We start from the raw sequence: 17,123 nt of genomic DNA, 5'->3' as shown, positions 1-17,123 counted from the left end.
TATAATGTGCGACTTTACATTCCCCAACGGCGATTTTCGTTCGCAGAAAGGGTGACAATCGAGCAATGAAGGTATATTTTGTTTTTTGCCCGAAAATGGCAGAAGATAGCCACACAATGACTGGCAAATCATGAATTTCACCTTCGGGTGCTACGGCATAACAGGCAAATCAAAGATGCGCGGTATTTTACCCGCGGCAGTCATTCACATGCTTTACAGACGGCGCTAAAACGCCTGTCACAATCACACTAAACAAAGAGTACGGAACCCACTCATGGATATTCGTAAGATTAAAAAACTGATCGAGCTGGTTGAAGAATCAGGTATCTCCGAACTGGAAATTTCTGAAGGCGAAGAATCTGTTCGCATCAGCCGCACAACGGCAAACGCCGGTTTTCCGGTGATGCAGCAGGCTTATGCGGCGCCGATGATGCAGCAACCCGCTCTGTCTAACGCTGTCGCGCCAGCGGCTACTCCAGCAATGGAAGCGCCTGCCGCAGCGGAAATCAGTGGTCACATCGTACGCTCCCCAATGGTTGGTACTTTCTACCGCACCCCAAGCCCGGACGCGAAAGCGTTCATCGAAGTGGGCCAGAAAGTGAACGTGGGCGATACCCTGTGCATCGTTGAAGCCATGAAAATGATGAACCAGATCGAAGCTGACAAAGCAGGTACTGTGAAAGCGATTCTGGTCGAAAGTGGTCAACCGGTAGAATTTGACGAGCCACTGGTCGTCATCGAGTAACGAGGCGAACATGTTGGATAAAATTGTCATCGCCAACCGCGGCGAGATCGCACTACGTATTCTTCGAGCCTGTAAAGAACTCGGCATCAAGACCGTCGCTGTGCACTCAAGCGCGGATCGCGATTTAAAACACGTATTGCTGGCGGATGAGACGGTCTGTATTGGCCCGGCACCGTCCGTAAAAAGTTATCTGAACATCCCGGCTATCATTAGCGCCGCTGAAATCACCGGCGCGGTGGCAATCCACCCGGGTTACGGCTTCCTTTCTGAGAACGCCAATTTTGCCGAGCAGGTTGAACGCTCCGGCTTTATCTTTATCGGCCCGAAAGCGGATACCATCCGCCTGATGGGCGATAAAGTGTCCGCGATTACCGCGATGAAAAAAGCGGGCGTGCCGACCGTACCAGGATCTGACGGCCCGCTGGGCGACGATATGAATGCGAACCGCGCTCATGCCAAACGTATTGGCTATCCGGTGATCATCAAAGCGTCCGGCGGCGGCGGCGGCCGCGGTATGCGCGTGGTTCGTAGCGATGCTGAACTGGCGCAGTCCATCTCCATGACCAAAGCGGAAGCGAAAGCGGCTTTCAGCAACGACATGGTATACATGGAAAAATACCTGGAAAATCCACGCCACATCGAAATTCAGGTGCTGGCGGACGGCCAGGGCAACGCTATCTATCTGGCGGAACGCGACTGTTCCATGCAGCGTCGCCACCAGAAAGTGGTTGAAGAGGCCCCGGCGCCAGGCATTACGCCGGAACTGCGTCGCTATATCGGCGAACGCTGCGCGAAAGCGTGCGTAGACATCGGCTATCGCGGCGCAGGGACGTTCGAATTCCTGTTCGAAAACGGCGAGTTCTATTTCATCGAAATGAACACCCGTATTCAGGTTGAACACCCGGTGACTGAAATGATTACCGGCGTCGATTTGATCAAAGAGCAGTTGCGCATCGCGGCGGGTCAGCCGCTGTCGATCACACAGGACGAAGTTGTCGTTCGAGGCCATGCGGTAGAATGCCGTATCAATGCCGAAGATCCGAACACTTTCCTGCCAAGCCCTGGCAAAATCACGCGCTTCCATGCGCCTGGCGGCTTTGGCGTTCGCTGGGAATCTCATATCTACGCGGGCTACACGGTGCCGCCGTACTATGATTCCATGATCGGCAAGCTCATCTGCTACGGTGAAAACCGCGACGTGGCGATTGCCCGTATGAAAAATGCCCTGCAGGAACTGATTATCGATGGTATCAAAACCAATATCGATCTGCAGACCCGCATCATGAATGACGAGCACTTCCAGCACGGTGGAACCAACATCCACTATCTGGAGAAAAAACTCGGTCTTCAGGAAAAGTAATCGCACGTTAATCTCAAAAGGCCGGTGAATCCGGCCTTTTTTATTTCTGGGGATAGCGATGCCCCATCATGTACAATTCCCGCTTTCTTCACCCATAAGGGACAAAAAATGGACGCTCGTTTTGTTCAGGCCCATAAAGAGGCGCGCTGGGCGCTGTGGCTGACCCTTTGCTATCTGGCGGCATGGTTAGTGGCTGCTTACTTACCTGGAGACTCGCCGGGAATTACCGGTCTGCCGCACTGGTTCGAAATGGCCTGCTTATTGACGCCGCTGGTCTTTATTTTGCTGTGCTGGGCGATGGTGAAATTCATTTATCGCGATATTTCGCTGGAGGATGACGATGCAGCTTGAGGTCATTCTACCGCTGGTAGCCTATCTGATCGTGGTCTTCGGGGTCTCGATTTACGCTATGCGCAAGCGTACCGCCGGCACTTTTTTAAACGAATATTTTCTTGGCAGCCGTTCGATGGGCGGGATCGTGCTCGCGATGACGCTTACCGCCACCTATATTAGCGCCAGTTCATTTATCGGCGGTCCCGGCGCGGCTTATAAATACGGTCTGGGCTGGGTCTTGCTGGCGATGATCCAGCTTCCCGCCGTCTGGCTTTCACTGGGTATTCTGGGTAAAAAATTCGCTATCCTGGCGCGTCGCTATAATGCCGTCACGCTTAACGATATGCTATTCGCGCGTTACCAAAGCCGCCTGCTGGTGTGGTTGGCAAGCCTGAGTTTATTGGTCGCGTTTATTGGTGCAATGACCGTACAATTTATCGGCGGCGCGCGACTGCTGGAAACCGCGGCGGGAATTCCCTACGAAACCGGCCTGCTAATATTTGGCGTCAGTATCGCACTCTATACGGCGTTTGGCGGCTTTCGCGCCAGCGTACTTAACGATACGCTACAGGGCCTGGTGATGCTGGTCGGCACGATAGTGCTGCTGGTGGGCGTGGTGCATGCGGCGGGCGGTCTAAGTCAGGCCGTTGACACGCTGCACGCTCTCGACCCCAAACTGGTAACGCCGCAGGGCGCCGATGACATACTTTCTCCCGCCTTTATGACCTCTTTTTGGGTACTGGTCTGTTTTGGTGTGATTGGCCTGCCGCATACGGCGGTGCGCTGCATCTCCTATAAAGACAGTAAAGCGGTACACCGGGGCATTATTATCGGTACGATTGTCGTGGCGATTTTAATGTTCGGGATGCACCTTGCCGGCGCGCTGGGTCGCGCGGTGCTTCCGGATCTGACGGTGCCGGATCTGGTGATCCCAACGCTAATGGTGAAAGTTTTGCCGCCGTTTGCCGCCGGGATCTTCCTCGCTGCGCCAATGGCGGCGATCATGTCAACAATTAATGCCCAACTGCTGCAAAGTTCCGCGACGATCATTAAAGATCTCTATCTCAACCTGCGCCCCGATCAGATGCAAAATGAGATCCGGCTGAAGCGTATGTCGGCAGCGATTACATTACTGCTAGGCGCGCTGTTGCTGCTGGCAGCATGGAAACCGCCAGAGATGATCATTTGGCTCAACCTGCTGGCGTTTGGCGGCCTGGAAGCGGTGTTCTTATGGCCGCTGGTACTGGGCCTTTACTGGGAGCGGGCAAACGCGGCAGGCGCATTAAGCGCCATGATCGTGGGCGGCGTGCTATATGCCCTGCTTGCCACATTTAATATTCAGTACCTGGGCTTTCATCCGATTGTGCCCGCGTTACTGTTAAGTTTATTGGCTTTTCTGATCGGAAACCGATTCGGCTCTTCCGCTTCGCAAGCCACCGTATTGTCTACTGATAAATAAAGAGTTTTGCCATGCCATGGATCCAATTGAAACTGAATACCACCGGCGCGAATGCTGAAGAGCTGAGTGATGCGCTGATGGAAGCGGGCGCCGTTTCCATTACCTTTCAGGATACGCACGATACGCCGGTTTTTGAGCCGTTGCCGGGCGAAACCCGTCTGTGGGGCGATACCGATGTGATCGGTCTGTTCGACGCCGAAACCGACATGAAAGACGTTGTCGCGATTCTGGAGCAACATCCGCTGCTGGGTGCCGGATTTGCCCATAAAATCGAACAACTGGAAGATAAAGACTGGGAACGCGAATGGATGGATAATTTCCATCCGATGCGTTTTGGCGAGCGTCTGTGGATTTGTCCCAGCTGGCGTGACATTCCGGACGAGAATGCCGTCAACGTGATGCTCGACCCGGGACTGGCGTTCGGTACGGGTACGCACCCCACCACCTCTTTATGTCTGCAATGGCTGGACGGGCTCGATCTCAACGGCAAAACCGTGATCGACTTTGGCTGCGGTTCAGGCATTCTGGCGATTGCCGCGCTGAAGCTGGGAGCAGCAAAGGCGATTGGTATTGATATCGATCCACAAGCTATTCAGGCCAGTCGCGATAATGCCGAACGCAACGGCGTGTCTGACCGGCTGGAGCTGTACCTGCCGAAAGACCAGCCAGAAGCCATGAAAGCCGACGTGGTCGTCGCTAACATCCTGGCAGGCCCATTACGCGAACTGGCCCCGTTAATCAGCGTACTGCCCGTTGAGGGCGGTCTGCTGGGGCTTTCAGGTATTCTCGCCAGCCAGGCGGAAAGCGTCTGTGATGCTTACGCCGAGCTTTTCACTCTCGACCCGGTCGTCGAAAAAGAAGAATGGTGCCGCATTACTGGCCGTAAGAAATAATTCTTGTCAGCGTGGTCGCCCGGCCACGCTTTTCTCCACACAACTGCCTTAACGCCTTTCAGGCACCGAGACATCATTAAATTCATCAAATGAATGCCTGAAATAACTTCTTTGTCACTATCCGTCTGGATAAACTGCTGCTACCAGCGGACAAAAGATACTGGCGTTTTAACGGGTGGCAGCCATCGTCCTCGTGCTTAGTAAATGCTGTCTGGGTTGTTCTGCAGCATCCGCTAACCCTCTCTTCAGCGCAGCTGGAAAAATTTATCCGTGCCGTTCATGAACACAAAAGCGCATCTGTGCGCCCCCTTCCGACTGGCAATGGAGAAAAATCACGCGCAGTGGGAAGTGATCTTGTCCTGAAACGAGACGGCGATCCCATTCATTTGGGGTAATTAGCTTATAAAAAAAGCAGATTATTCCGCTTATCTTGTTTCTGGACGAAGAAATAGAGAGAAGTTACGGGAATTTGTAAGCGCGTACAAAACCGCCGACAATAAATAACCCTATGATTTTACTGAATTATAAATTTATTTTGCTGTTTTTAAGCACGATTCATTGATCTACAACAGTGGATTGTTCAAAGTTTGGCCTTTCATCTCGTGCAAAAAATGCGTAATATACGCCGCCTTGCAGTCACAGTATGGTCATTTCTTAACTCATGCGCATCGGACAATATCAGCTCAGAAATCGCCTGATCGCAGCGCCCATGGCTGGCATTACTGACAGACCTTTCCGGACGCTGTGCTATGAGATGGGAGCAGGATTGACAGTATCCGAGATGATGTCTTCTAACCCGCAAGTGTGGGAAAGCGATAAATCTCGTTTACGGATGGTGCACGTTGATGAGCCAGGAATTCGCACGGTGCAAATTGCCGGTAGCGACCCTGTTGAGATGGCCGATGCCGCACGTATTAACGTGGAAAGCGGCGCCCAGATTATTGATATCAATATGGGGTGCCCGGCGAAGAAAGTGAATCGTAAGCTGGCAGGTTCAGCCCTCTTGCAGTACCCGGATTTAGTGAAGTCTATACTCATCGGGGTCGTAAACGCAGTGGACGTTCCTGTGACTCTCAAGATTCGCACCGGCTGGGCGCCGGAACACCGTAACTGCGTAGAGATTGCCCAACTGGCTGAAGATTGTGGTATTCAGGCTCTGACCATCCATGGCCGCACCCGCGCCTGTTTGTTCAACGGAGAAGCTGAATACGACAGTATTCGGGCAGTTAAGCAGAAAGTTTCCATTCCGATTATCGCGAATGGCGACATTACTAACCCGCATAAAGCCAGAGCTGTTCTCGACTATACAGGGGCGGATGCCCTGATGATAGGCCGCGCAGCTCAGGGAAGACCCTGGATCTTTCGGGAAATCCAGCATTATCTGGACACTGGGGAGCTGCTTCCGCCGCTGCCGCTGGCAGAGGTAAAGCGCTTGCTTTGCACGCATGTTCGGGAACTGCATGACTTTTACGGTCAGGCAAAAGGGTACCGAATCGCGCGTAAACACGTCTCCTGGTATCTCCAGGAGCACGCTCCAGACGACCAGTTTCGGCGCACATTCAACGCTATTGAGGACGCCAGCGAACAGCTGGAGGCGTTGGAGGCATACTTCGAAAATTTTGCGTAAACAGAAATAAAGAGCTGACAGAACTATGTTCGAACAACGCGTAAATTCTGACGTACTGACCGTTTCTACCGTTAACTCTCAGGATCAGGTAACCCAAAAACCCCTGCGTGACTCGGTTAAACAGGCACTGAAGAACTATTTTGCTCAACTGAATGGTCAGGACGTTAATGACCTGTATGAGCTGGTACTGGCTGAAGTAGAACAGCCCCTGTTGGACATGGTGATGCAATACACCCGTGGTAACCAGACCCGTGCTGCTCTGATGATGGGCATCAACCGTGGTACGCTGCGTAAAAAATTAAAAAAATACGGCATGAACTAATTTCGATTAGCTAACTGCTTGTTTAAAAAGGCGCTACTCGGCATGGGGAAGCGCCTTTTTTATACGCATCACATGGAATTTGGTCATGAAAGCGGAATGTGAACCTCAGTACTTTGGCGATGAATCGAAGAAGATTATTCACGGTGACGCGCTAACAGAACTTAAAAAACTGCCTTCTGAAAGCATTGACTTAATTTTTGCCGATCCGCCTTACAATATCGGAAAAGATTTCGACGGTATGGTGGAATCCTGGGACGAAGCGTCTTTTCTGGCCTGGCTGTATGAATGCATTGATGAGTGCCACCGCGTACTGAAGAAACACGGCACCATGTACATCATGAATAGCACAGAAAATATGCCGTATATCGATCTCAAATGCCGAACGCTTTTTACCATCAAAAGCCGTATCGTCTGGTCCTATGATAGTTCCGGGGTGCAGGCGAAAAAATACTTTGGTTCTATGTATGAACCGATCCTGATGATGGTAAAAAACCCGAAAAGCTATACCTTTAACCGTGATGCGATTCTGGTCGAAACCACTACGGGCGCTAAGCGCGCGCTAATCGATTATCGAAAAAACCCGCCCCAACCATACAATCAGAAAAAAGTGCCGGGCAACGTCTGGTCATTTCCTCGCGTACGTTATCTGATGGATGAATATGAAAACCATCCTACGCAAAAGCCCAGCGCGCTGTTGAAACGGATCATACTGGCCTCTTCTAACCCGAGCGATACCGTATTGGACCCTTTCGCAGGCAGTTTCACCACAGGCGCTGTCGCAGCGGCGTCAGGTCGTAAGTTTATCGGTATTGAACTCAATAATGAGTACGTAAAAATGGGGCTCAGAAGATTGAGCGTCACTTCGCATTATTCAGAAAATGAACTTGCAAAAGTCAAAAAGAGAAAAACACAAAACCTGTCCAAAAAGCAGCGAAATGTCGGGATAAACGCGCTATCTTCAGAGAAGTAAAAGCATTGTAAGTCCGCTTTTCAGCGTCAAAATTTCATGTATATTCCCAGCACGCATGGGCATGAATACACAGGATTTGACGATGATACGTAAGTATTGGTGGCTGGTTGTTTTTGCCGTCTCCGTTTTTCTTTTTGATGCGCTTTTGATGCAATGGATCGAATTGATGGCGACTGAACAGGATAAGTGCCGAAACATGGATTCGGTTAACCCTCTTAAATTGATCAATTGTACCGATCTGGAGTAGCGAACCGGGCGATTTAACCTATGATTATTTATCACCCGGATTTCTTTTATCCCTTATAAAAACAGGGAATTAAAACACGTTGAGGATAAAAGAAGGGGTGATACTGTCTCGTCCTGTTCTTTTCCTGCATAACCAATGAGCTAATGATACATGCCGGTTAGTGAGTACAACCACATCCTTGTGGCGGTTTCATTTGCTGTCGCTATTTTTGCGTCCTATACCGCATTAAATATGGCCGGACGCGTAGCCGGAAGCGCCCGATCAAACGCCAGAATATGGCTAATGGGCGGCGGCTTCGCGCTGGGCGTCGGTATTTGGGCGATGCATTTTGTCGGGATGCTGGCGATGGATCACGCGATGAACATGCGCTTCGATCCGTTCCTCACCGGCCTCTCCATGCTGATCGCGATCGGCTCCTCCCTGTTTGCGCTATGGCTGGTTAGCGCTGAAAAACTGCGCCTGCGCCGTTTACTGCCGGGCGCGCTGGTGATGGGACTGGGCATCAGCGCAATGCATTATACCGGGATGGCGGCGCTGCAATTTGCTTCCATTATCGTCTGGAATAGCGCATGGGTTGCCCTCTCTATCATTATCGCGCTACTGGCGTCCTGCGGCGCGCTGTGGCTCACGTTCCGCCTGCGTCATGAGGGAACAGATGTCGCCCTGAGGCGAGCAGGCGCCGCGGTATTAATGGGGATAGCTATCGCCGGCATGCATTACGCCGGCATGAAGGCCGCACACTTTCCCCAAAACTGGCCGATGGAGCATCGTGGCGTCGATAGCAACTGGCTGGCTGTTCTTGTCAGCGTGGTCGCGCTGACTATCCTGGGTATTACTCTGCTGGTTTCTTTATTTGACGCCCGGCTTCAGGCCCGCACCGCACTACTTGCCTCTTCGCTGGCGCAGGCGAACCAGGAACTGGCGCAGTTGGCGCTGCATGATACGCTCACCCGTTTACCAAACCGGGTACTTCTTGAGGATCGTCTGGAACAGGCCATCAGCAAAGCGAATCGGGAAGGCACGTCTTTCGCGCTACTGTTTATGGATCTGGATGGCTTTAAAGCCGTTAATGACGCTTATGGTCATGATATCGGCGATAAGCTACTGGTGGCGGTCACGCATCGTCTGAACCAACCACTGAGCGGTCAGTTTACCCTGGCGCGGATTGGCGGCGACGAATTTGTGCTGCTTGCAGAAGTCAGCGCGCCTGACGAAGCGGCTTCCCTTGCCAGCTCGCTGGTACATTCGATAGATGCGCCCTTTACGATAGATCCGTATGAACTGGTCGTCACCCTTAGCGTGGGAATAGCGCTCTATCCGCTGGACGGAAAAAACGAACGGGAACTGATGTTCAACGCCGATGCCGCGATGTACCACACGAAGCATACAGGGCGTAACGGATACCATTTCTTTCAGCCATCAATGAATATGCTGGCGCAAACCCAACTTCAGCTAATGAATGACCTGTGGCTGGCGCTGGAAAGACAAGAGCTCAGGCTGGTGTATCAGCCTAAATTTCAGGCCCCTGCCGGCCCCATTGTAGGATTTGAGGCCCTGTTGCGCTGGTATCATCCAAAACAAGGCGTACTGAATCCTGACCAGTTTTTACCGCTGGCGGAAAAAACGGGTCTTATCGTCACTATCGGTAGCTGGGTGATAGACGAGGCGTGTCGACAGCTCCGCGAGTGGCACTTACAGGGATACGACTTATGGTCAGTGGCGGTAAATCTGTCCGCCTTACAATTTGAGCAGCCCGGGCTTGTGGACACCATTACGCGGAGCCTGGCCCGACACAGTATCCGTCCCGATTTATTGATTCTGGAAATCACCGAAACCACGGCGATGAACAAGCCAGAGCAAAGCGTCGCTATACTCACCAGATTAACGGAAATGGGGGTTAAGGCCTCTATTGACGACTTTGGCACCGGTTATTCCAGCCTTCTCTATCTGAAACGTCTTCCGGCGTGCGAACTAAAAATTGATCGCGCTTTCGTACATGAACTCAGCGAGGCAGGCGACGGCGCGACCATTGTTGCGGCTATTGTCGCGCTGGCGAAAGCGTTAAATCTGCAAATTGTGGCAGAAGGGGTAGAAAATGAAACACAGCAACAATTTTTGACCCAGTTAGGATGCCATACGCTTCAGGGGTTCCTGCTTGGCAAGCCGCGTACGGCAGAGGAAATTGCTCGCGATATTCGGGACCCTGCCAATATATTCACAAGGCCAATATATAATATCAACTCAAAATAATCTCAGGCTTCTTCCGCCTGTTGTTCATTTGGCATTAATTGCCTCACACTGCCATCCGGGCTTAGCATTTTTAATACATTATCGACTAATGCAGGCGCCTGCTTATAAAGATCATAACTTGTGGGATTCATTAACCAGTTCTTTACTATTCCGCTAAAACTACCATGCAGAATAATTAATATGACATCCAGATCAAGACTGCCTGAGATCAGCTTTTTATCCATACATCGCTGTAATACTTCAAGCAGCGACTGATGATGGAAACCAATCTTCTCCCGAATGGCCTGTTCCGATATCATACCATTATGGAATTCACATTTATGATATAAAATCTGCATTAATGCCTGCTGACGAGGCACTGCCGCAATATATTGTAAGGCTGCAATAAATTTCTCTCGTAGATCCTGTAAAGGATTATCATTCCAGCATCCCGTAAGCCTATCCTGAATAAGTTCGCGTAAAGGTGGTTGCTGTAACCAAACCTCATTAAACAACTGCGTTTTATTCTCAAAGTGCCAGTAGATGGCGCCCCGCGTGACATCAGCGGCATCAGCGATATCATTCAACGTCGTGTTGGCAACGCCGCGCAAAGCGAACTGCGCAATAGCGGTTTCAATCAAATGTTGCCGCGTTTTAAGCGCATCCGCCTTCGTTTTCTTCGCCATAATTAAGATATCCTGGACCATAAAAACGATAAATACGCTGATAAAATACTCAGCACAAAAAACAACTTTACCATGTCCTTTTTAGTCAGACGAGAGACAGCCATTTTTATTTCGCACAATATCGCCAAATCAATAATAAAAACAAATAAATTAATAAAACATATTCATATAAAATATATATTTCTAATTATGTTATTCAACATCATGATTTTACTAATCGGGACATTATGAAACGACAGGGAATAGTTCTTTTTTTTTGCTTTTATGTGCCGTGAACCCCATCCCAAAATAAGTATTGCTTACATCACAAGCTAATAATTTGTAGGATACCCCACTGCTATTCTATTTTTCGCGCGTTAACGCCTTACCGTTATCCGGTGAATAACGAGCTTTCGGTTTTTTAAGGAACAGTAATGACGAAACATGCCAGGTTTTCACTCCTGCCCTCATTCATCATATTCTCTGCTGCGCTGCTGGCCGGTTGTAATGACCAGGGAGATACCCAGGCTCATGCCGGCGAGCCGCAAGTCACCGTCCATGTGGTCGAAACAGCGCCGCTAGCCGTAACGACCGAACTTCCCGGACGTACGTCCGCATTTCGCATTGCGGAGGTTCGCCCCCAGGTGAGCGGGATCGTGCTTAAAAGAAACTTCACCGAAGGTAGCGATGTAGAGGCCGGGCAGTCGCTTTATCAGATCGATCCTGCCACTTATCAGGCTGATTATGACAGCGCTAAAGGCGAACTTGCTAAAAGCGAAGCGGCTGCGGCTATCGCGCACCTGACGGTCAAACGCTATGTTCCACTGGTCGGCACAAAATATATCAGCCAACAGGAATATGATCAGGCGATTGCCGACGCCCGCCAGGCCGATGCCGCCGTTGTGGCGGCAAAAGCCGCTGTTGAAAGCGCGCGTATTAACCTTGCGTATACCAAAGTCACCTCACCCATCAGCGGGCGTATAGGAAAATCTAATGTGACTGAAGGCGCGCTGGTGACTAATGGTCAGTCAACTGAACTGGCTACCGTGCAGCAACTCGACCCGATTTATGTCGACGTGACGCAATCAAGCAACGACTTTATGCGACTCAAGCAATCCGTCGAACAAGGTAACCTGCATAAAGACAGCGCCAGTAGCACGGTTCAACTGGTAATGGAAAATGGTCAGGTCTACCCGATTAAAGGCACGCTGCAATTTTCCGACGTTACCGTAGATGAAAGCACCGGCTCTATCACGCTCAGGGCGGTGTTCCCTAACCCGCAACATAGTCTGCTTCCCGGTATGTTTGTTCGCGCCCGCATTGATGAAGGCGTCCAGCCCAATGCCATCCTTGTCCCCCAGCAGGGCGTGACCCGCACGCCGCGCGGCGACGCAATGGTGATGGTGGTTAACGATAAAAGCCAGGTCGAAGCCCGCAATGTCGTGGCGGCGCAGGCTATTGGCGATAAATGGCTCATCAGCGAAGGGTTAAAACCGGGCGATAAGGTCATCGTCAGCGGCTTACAAAAAGCGCGACCGGGCGTCCAGGTGAAAGCCACTACCGATGCTCCTGCAGCGAAAACGGCGCAATAAGGTAACCGTACATGGCAAACTTTTTTATTAGACGTCCTATTTTCGCCTGGGTTCTGGCCATTATCCTGATGATGGCTGGCGCACTGGCAATAATGCAACTTCCCGTTGCGCAGTATCCAACCATTGCGCCGCCAGCGGTTTCTATTTCTGCAACCTATCCTGGCGCGGATGCGCAGACGGTACAGGATACGGTTACTCAGGTTATCGAACAAAATATGAACGGTATCGATAACCTGATGTATATGTCCTCTACCAGCGACTCTGCTGGTAGCGTGACCATCACCCTGACCTTCCAGTCCGGAACCGATCCGGATATCGCGCAGGTTCAGGTGCAAAATAAATTGCAGCTCGCCACGCCTTTACTGCCGCAAGAAGTCCAGCAGCAGGGGATTAGCGTTGAAAAGTCCAGCAGCAGCTTTTTGATGGTCGCCGGGTTCGTTTCAGATAATCCGAACACTACCCAGGACGACATCTCTGACTATGTCGCCTCTAACATTAAGGATTCTATCAGCCGTCTGAATGGTGTGGGCGACGTTCAGCTATTTGGCGCACAGTACGCCATGCGTATCTGGCTGGATGCGAATCTGCTAAATAAATACCAGCTCACGCCAGTTGACGTCATCAACCAGTTAAAAGTACAGAACGACCAGATTGCGGCAGGCCAACTGGGCGGCACGCCAGCATTACCGGGCCAGCAGCTTAACGCCTCAATCATCGCCCAAACGCGTCTGAAAGATCCGGAAGAGTTCGGCAAAGTTACGTTGCGCGTCAATACCGACGGCTCTGTCGTCCATCTCAAAGATGTCGCGCGTATTGAGCTTGGCGGTGAAAACTATAACGTTGTAGCGCGCATTAACGGTAAACCGGCCTCCGGTCTCGGTATTAAACTGGCGACCGGCGCTAACGCGCTGGATACCGCAACCGCAATCAAAGCGAAACTGGCGGAACTGCAGCCTTTCTTCCCTCAGGGAATGAAGGTGGTTTATCCTTATGACACAACGCCCTTCGTAAAAATATCTATCCACGAAGTGGTAAAAACGCTGTTTGAAGCGATTATTCTGGTGTTCCTGGTAATGTATCTGTTCTTACAGAATATCCGGGCAACCCTGATTCCTACCATCGCTGTTCCTGTCGTGTTGCTAGGCACTTTTGCGGTACTCGCCGCCTTTGGCTATTCCATCAATACTCTGACGATGTTTGGTATGGTACTGGCGATAGGGCTGTTGGTTGACGATGCGATAGTGGTCGTAGAAAACGTTGAACGTGTAATGATGGAGGATAACCTTTCTCCCCGAGAGGCGACGGAAAAATCCATGTCGCAGATTCAGGGAGCGCTGGTTGGTATCGCGATGGTACTGTCTGCGGTATTTATCCCGATGGCCTTTTTTGGCGGCTCGACCGGGGCAATTTATCGCCAGTTCTCTATTACTATTGTTTCAGCAATGGCGCTATCCGTTCTGGTTGCGTTGATTCTGACGCCAGCACTGTGCGCTACGCTGCTTAAACCCGTATCTGCTGAACATCACGAGAAAAAAAGCGGCTTCTTTGGCTGGTTCAATACCAGGTTTGACCACAGCGTTAACCACTATACTAACAGCGTAAGCGGCATCGTGCGTAATACGGGTCGCTATCTCATTATCTATCTACTTATTGTAGTCGGAATGGCGGTTCTGTTTTTACGCCTCCCGACCTCCTTCCTGCCGGAAGAAGATCAGGGGGTATTCCTGACCATGATTCAGCTCCCCTCTGGCGCTACGCAAGAACGTACGCAGAAAGTGCTGGATCAAGTCACTCATTACTACCTGAATAATGAAAAAGCGAACGTCGAAAGCGTGTTTACCGTAAACGGCTTTAGCTTTAGCGGTCAGGGACAAAACTCAGGGATGGCATTTGTCAGCCTTAAACCCTGGGAAGAGCGTAACGGTGAAGAAAATAGCGTCGAAGCCGTTATCGCCAGAGCGACACGCGCCTTCAGCCAGATTCGCGACGGGTTGGTGTTCCCTTTCAACATGCCAGCAATTGTCGAGTTAGGTACCGCGACAGGTTTCGACTTTGAACTGATTGATCAGGGAGGACTCGGTCACGATGCGTTAACAAAAGCGCGTAATCAACTCCTGGGTATGGTCGCGAAGCATCCTGACCTATTAGTGCGCGTACGCCCGAACGGGCTGGAAGACACGCCACAGTTCAAGCTGGATGTCGATCAAGAAAAAGCGCAGGCGCTCGGTGTTTCGCTGTCTGATATCAACGAAACCATCTCCGCGGCGTTGGGCGGCTATTACGTTAACGACTTTATCGATCGCGGACGAGTGAAAAAAGTATACGTTCAGGCTGACGCTCAGTTCCGTATGCTGCCGGGAGATATCAACAATCTTTATGTTCGCAGCGCTAATGGCGAGATGGTGCCCTTCTCTACCTTTAGCTCAGCACGGTGGATTTATGGTTCGCCACGCCTGGAACGCTATAACGGGATGCCGTCAATGGAACTGCTCGGTGAAGCAGCGCCCGGACGAAGTACCGGTGAAGCCATGTCGTTAATGGAAAACCTGGCTTCACAGCTGCCAAACGGTATTGGCTATGACTGGACAGGTATGTCGTATCAGGAACGGTTGTCAGGTAACCAGGCGCCGGCGCTGTACGCAATCTCACTCATTGTCGTTTTCCTCTGCCTTGCCGCTCTGTATGAAAGCTGGTCAATTCCGTTCTCGGTAATGCTGGTCGTACCGCTCGGCGTGGTTGGCGCTCTGCTTGCAGCGTCATTGCGCGGTCTGAACAATGACGTTTACTTCCAGGTTGGCTTGTTAACCACTATTGGCCTTTCTGCTAAAAACGCCATCTTGATTGTCGAGTTCGCCAAAGATCTCATGGAAAAAGAAGGACGTGGATTGATTGAAGCGACGCTGGAAGCATCCCGTATGCGTTTACGTCCTATTCTAATGACCTCGCTGGCCTTTATTCTCGGGGTAATGCCGTTAGTTATCAGTCGTGGCGCAGGTAGTGGGGCACAGAACGCAGTAGGCACAGGGGTTATGGGGGGAATGTTAACCGCAACCTTATTAGCTATCTTCTTCGTGCCAGTATTCTTCGTTGTTGTAAAACGCCGATTTAATCGCCATCATGATTAACCGGTAAACAGAGGCGTCTTCGGACGCCTTTTTAAACGGTATGTCTTTATCTCCGCTATTCCCCCTCTCCGCTTACCTCTGCATTCTCCATAGTTTTTACAATTCACATGAATTGAGATGATTCCTCATGTCGGCCATTTTTTCTGTGGTGGTAAAATAACTCTCGTTTTCGCAGCGGTTAGAGCCAGCATTTACGTTGCTGTACTTCGCGAAACGCTGATTAATGAGGTAACACCATGAAAAGACTAATTCCAGTTGCATTGCTTACCACCTTATTGGCAGGTTGTGCACATGATTCTCCCTGCGTACCGGTTTATGACGATCAAGGGCGACTGGTTCATACCAATACATGTATGAAAGGTACAACGCAGGATAACTGGGAGACAGCAGGCGCTATTGCTGGCGGCGCTGCGGCGGTAGCAGGGTTGACGATGGGTATCATTGCGCTTTCTAAATGATACATGCAGGCGCGGCAATGCCGCGCTTTCAGTAATAATATAAAGGTCGTAAGGATACTCAGCGACGTAATCTATTCAGCCTATCCCCCGAAAGTTAACACGATAAAACGCTCCCTTTTCTTACTCGCCCATCCCGATGGTATTTATTCTATTCCTTGTCCGATGCAGACAAAATTGTAGCTTGATAGCATCGTAAGCCGCATTACAAACAGGCTTTATACAGTAAGACTTAGAGCGTGGTCATTAGGCGTAATTATTACAGACAGTCTGGATATAAACCGGAGCATACACGTAATACATGAGGATTTTGAGCACTGTCCCAGGGCCAAACTGGCAAATAAAATAGCCTAATGGGCCAGATTCTTAGTCCTCAGCGAATATCTCTATTGCTTATTAGAGGCGTAAGTAAAAGCCGTTTGTACATCTACTTCAGCACGGTTCACATTCGATGGTTCAGGCGGATATATGGCGGGAAATCACGTTTACTAAAACGGTTTTTATCCACTCTACGAAGATGTTTAAAACGCGTCGGTGCCATTAACCGATAACTTTTTCCATAGAGAGATAAATGCAAAAAGGCCCAATCTTTCGATTGGGCCCTTTGCTTTATTTGATGTCTGGCAGTTTATGGCGGGCGTCCTGCCCGCCACCCTACGGGCCGTTGCTGCGCAACGTTCAAATCCGCTCCCGGCGGATTTGTCCTCCTCAGGAGACTACTCACCGACAAACAACAGATAAAACAAAAGGCCCAGTCTTTCGACTGAGCCTTTTGTTTTATTTGATGCCTGGCAGTTCCCTACTCTCGCATGGGGAGACCCCACACTACCATCGGCGCTACGGCGTTTCACTTCTGAGTTCGGCATGGGGTCAGGTGGGACCACCGCGCTACTGCCGCCAGGCAAATTCTTTTTCAAATACCGAACTTTAACCGTATTAAGTGGTGCTGATACCCAGAGTCGAACTGGGGACCTCACCCTTACCAAGGGTGCGCTCTACCAACTGAGCCATATCAGCACACTAAATTTGATGCCTGGCAGTTCCCTACTCTCGCATGGGGAGACCCCACACTACCATCGGCGCTACGGCGTTTCACTTCTG

15 protein-coding genes, 1 tRNA gene and 1 rRNA gene are annotated in these 17,123 nt (G+C 50.7%); 14 read left to right on the top strand and 3 right to left on the bottom strand.

The features are described from left to right. Positions 1-274 precede the first annotated feature (274 nt). From accB to ACLJQD_RS00035, 11 genes are all read left to right on the top strand, one after another. Positions 275-745 carry an acetyl-CoA carboxylase biotin carboxyl carrier protein gene (accB, locus tag ACLJQD_RS00085; protein ID WP_000354626.1) on the top strand — a complete coding sequence of 157 codons (471 nt, stop codon included), beginning with the start codon at positions 275-277 and terminating at the stop codon, positions 743-745. Positions 746-755: 10 nt separating this feature from the next. Then, positions 756-2,105: an acetyl-CoA carboxylase biotin carboxylase subunit gene (gene accC, locus ACLJQD_RS00080; RefSeq protein WP_000884627.1), complete on the top strand. Its 1,350-nt coding sequence runs from the start codon at positions 756-758 to the stop codon at positions 2,103-2,105. A gap of 108 nt (positions 2,106-2,213) precedes the next feature. Continuing rightward, the gene (locus ACLJQD_RS00075) at positions 2,214-2,456 is read left to right on the top strand and encodes a YhdT family protein (RefSeq protein ID WP_000340018.1); all 243 of its coding nucleotides are present in this window, start codon (positions 2,214-2,216) and stop codon (positions 2,454-2,456) included. Further along, entirely contained in the window at positions 2,446-3,897 is a 1,452-nt protein-coding gene (panF, locus tag ACLJQD_RS00070) for a sodium/pantothenate symporter (protein WP_001175684.1), read from the top strand. The genes ACLJQD_RS00075 and panF overlap by 11 nt, the downstream gene beginning before the upstream one ends. An 11-nt stretch (positions 3,898-3,908) precedes the next feature. Continuing rightward, on the top strand, positions 3,909-4,790 hold the full coding sequence (prmA, locus tag ACLJQD_RS00065; protein ID WP_001145849.1) for a 50S ribosomal protein L11 methyltransferase: 882 nt from the start codon (positions 3,909-3,911) through the stop codon (positions 4,788-4,790). A 119-nt stretch (positions 4,791-4,909) separates the two neighbouring features. Beyond that, on the top strand, positions 4,910-5,185 hold the full coding sequence (locus tag ACLJQD_RS00060; protein ID WP_223229460.1) for a carbonic anhydrase family protein: 276 nt from the start codon (positions 4,910-4,912) through the stop codon (positions 5,183-5,185). Positions 5,186-5,451: 266 nt separating this feature from the next. Then, positions 5,452-6,417, top strand: a complete 966-nt coding sequence (gene dusB / locus ACLJQD_RS00055; protein WP_001219664.1) for a tRNA dihydrouridine synthase DusB — start codon at positions 5,452-5,454, stop codon at positions 6,415-6,417. Between the two features lie 25 nt (positions 6,418-6,442). After that, entirely contained in the window at positions 6,443-6,739 is a 297-nt protein-coding gene (gene fis / locus ACLJQD_RS00050) for a DNA-binding transcriptional regulator Fis (RefSeq protein WP_000462905.1), read from the top strand. Positions 6,740-6,824: 85 nt separating this feature from the next. Beyond that, the gene (gene yhdJ, locus ACLJQD_RS00045; protein ID WP_000642611.1) at positions 6,825-7,709 is read left to right on the top strand and encodes an adenine-specific DNA-methyltransferase; all 885 of its coding nucleotides are present in this window, start codon (positions 6,825-6,827) and stop codon (positions 7,707-7,709) included. 82 nt (positions 7,710-7,791) lie between these two features. After that, positions 7,792-7,956: a DUF2556 family protein gene (locus ACLJQD_RS00040; RefSeq protein WP_000620015.1), complete on the top strand. Its 165-nt coding sequence runs from the start codon at positions 7,792-7,794 to the stop codon at positions 7,954-7,956. A 150-nt stretch (positions 7,957-8,106) separates the two neighbouring features. Continuing rightward, positions 8,107-10,206, top strand: a complete 2,100-nt coding sequence (locus tag ACLJQD_RS00035; protein WP_017441459.1) for a putative bifunctional diguanylate cyclase/phosphodiesterase — start codon at positions 8,107-8,109, stop codon at positions 10,204-10,206. Positions 10,207-10,208: 2 nt separating this feature from the next. On the opposite strand, the gene envR is transcribed toward ACLJQD_RS00035, so the two are convergent. Continuing rightward, positions 10,209-10,871, bottom strand: coding sequence for an acrEF/envCD operon transcriptional regulator (gene envR / locus ACLJQD_RS00030; protein WP_001085721.1), 663 nt, complete (start codon positions 10,869-10,871; stop codon positions 10,209-10,211). A gap of 413 nt (positions 10,872-11,284) precedes the next feature. Between envR and ACLJQD_RS00025 the strand changes: the two genes are divergently transcribed. From ACLJQD_RS00025 to ACLJQD_RS00015, 3 genes are all read left to right on the top strand, one after another. Then, positions 11,285-12,442, top strand: a complete 1,158-nt coding sequence (locus ACLJQD_RS00025) for an efflux RND transporter periplasmic adaptor subunit (protein ID WP_000160383.1) — start codon at positions 11,285-11,287, stop codon at positions 12,440-12,442. Between the two features lie 11 nt (positions 12,443-12,453). Then, positions 12,454-15,567, top strand: coding sequence for an efflux RND transporter permease subunit (locus ACLJQD_RS00020; protein WP_001273283.1), 3,114 nt, complete (start codon positions 12,454-12,456; stop codon positions 15,565-15,567). A gap of 236 nt (positions 15,568-15,803) precedes the next feature. Further along, a complete protein-coding gene (locus ACLJQD_RS00015) occupies positions 15,804-16,025 on the top strand; it encodes a membrane protein (RefSeq protein ID WP_000825645.1) in 222 nt (73 codons plus the stop codon). Positions 16,026-16,808: 783 nt separating this feature from the next. On the opposite strand, the gene rrf is transcribed toward ACLJQD_RS00015, so the two are convergent. After that, positions 16,809-16,924 (bottom strand): 5S ribosomal RNA (gene rrf / locus ACLJQD_RS00010). A gap of 39 nt (positions 16,925-16,963) precedes the next feature. Beyond that, a tRNA-Thr gene (locus ACLJQD_RS00005) sits at positions 16,964-17,039 on the bottom strand. Positions 17,040-17,123 lie beyond the last annotated feature (84 nt).

The sequence above is a fragment of the Salmonella sp. SAL04214 genome (assembly GCF_046550615.1).
GTDB lineage: Bacteria > Pseudomonadota > Gammaproteobacteria > Enterobacterales > Enterobacteriaceae > Salmonella > Salmonella enterica.
This window is presented reverse-complemented; position numbering and strand designations above follow the sequence as displayed.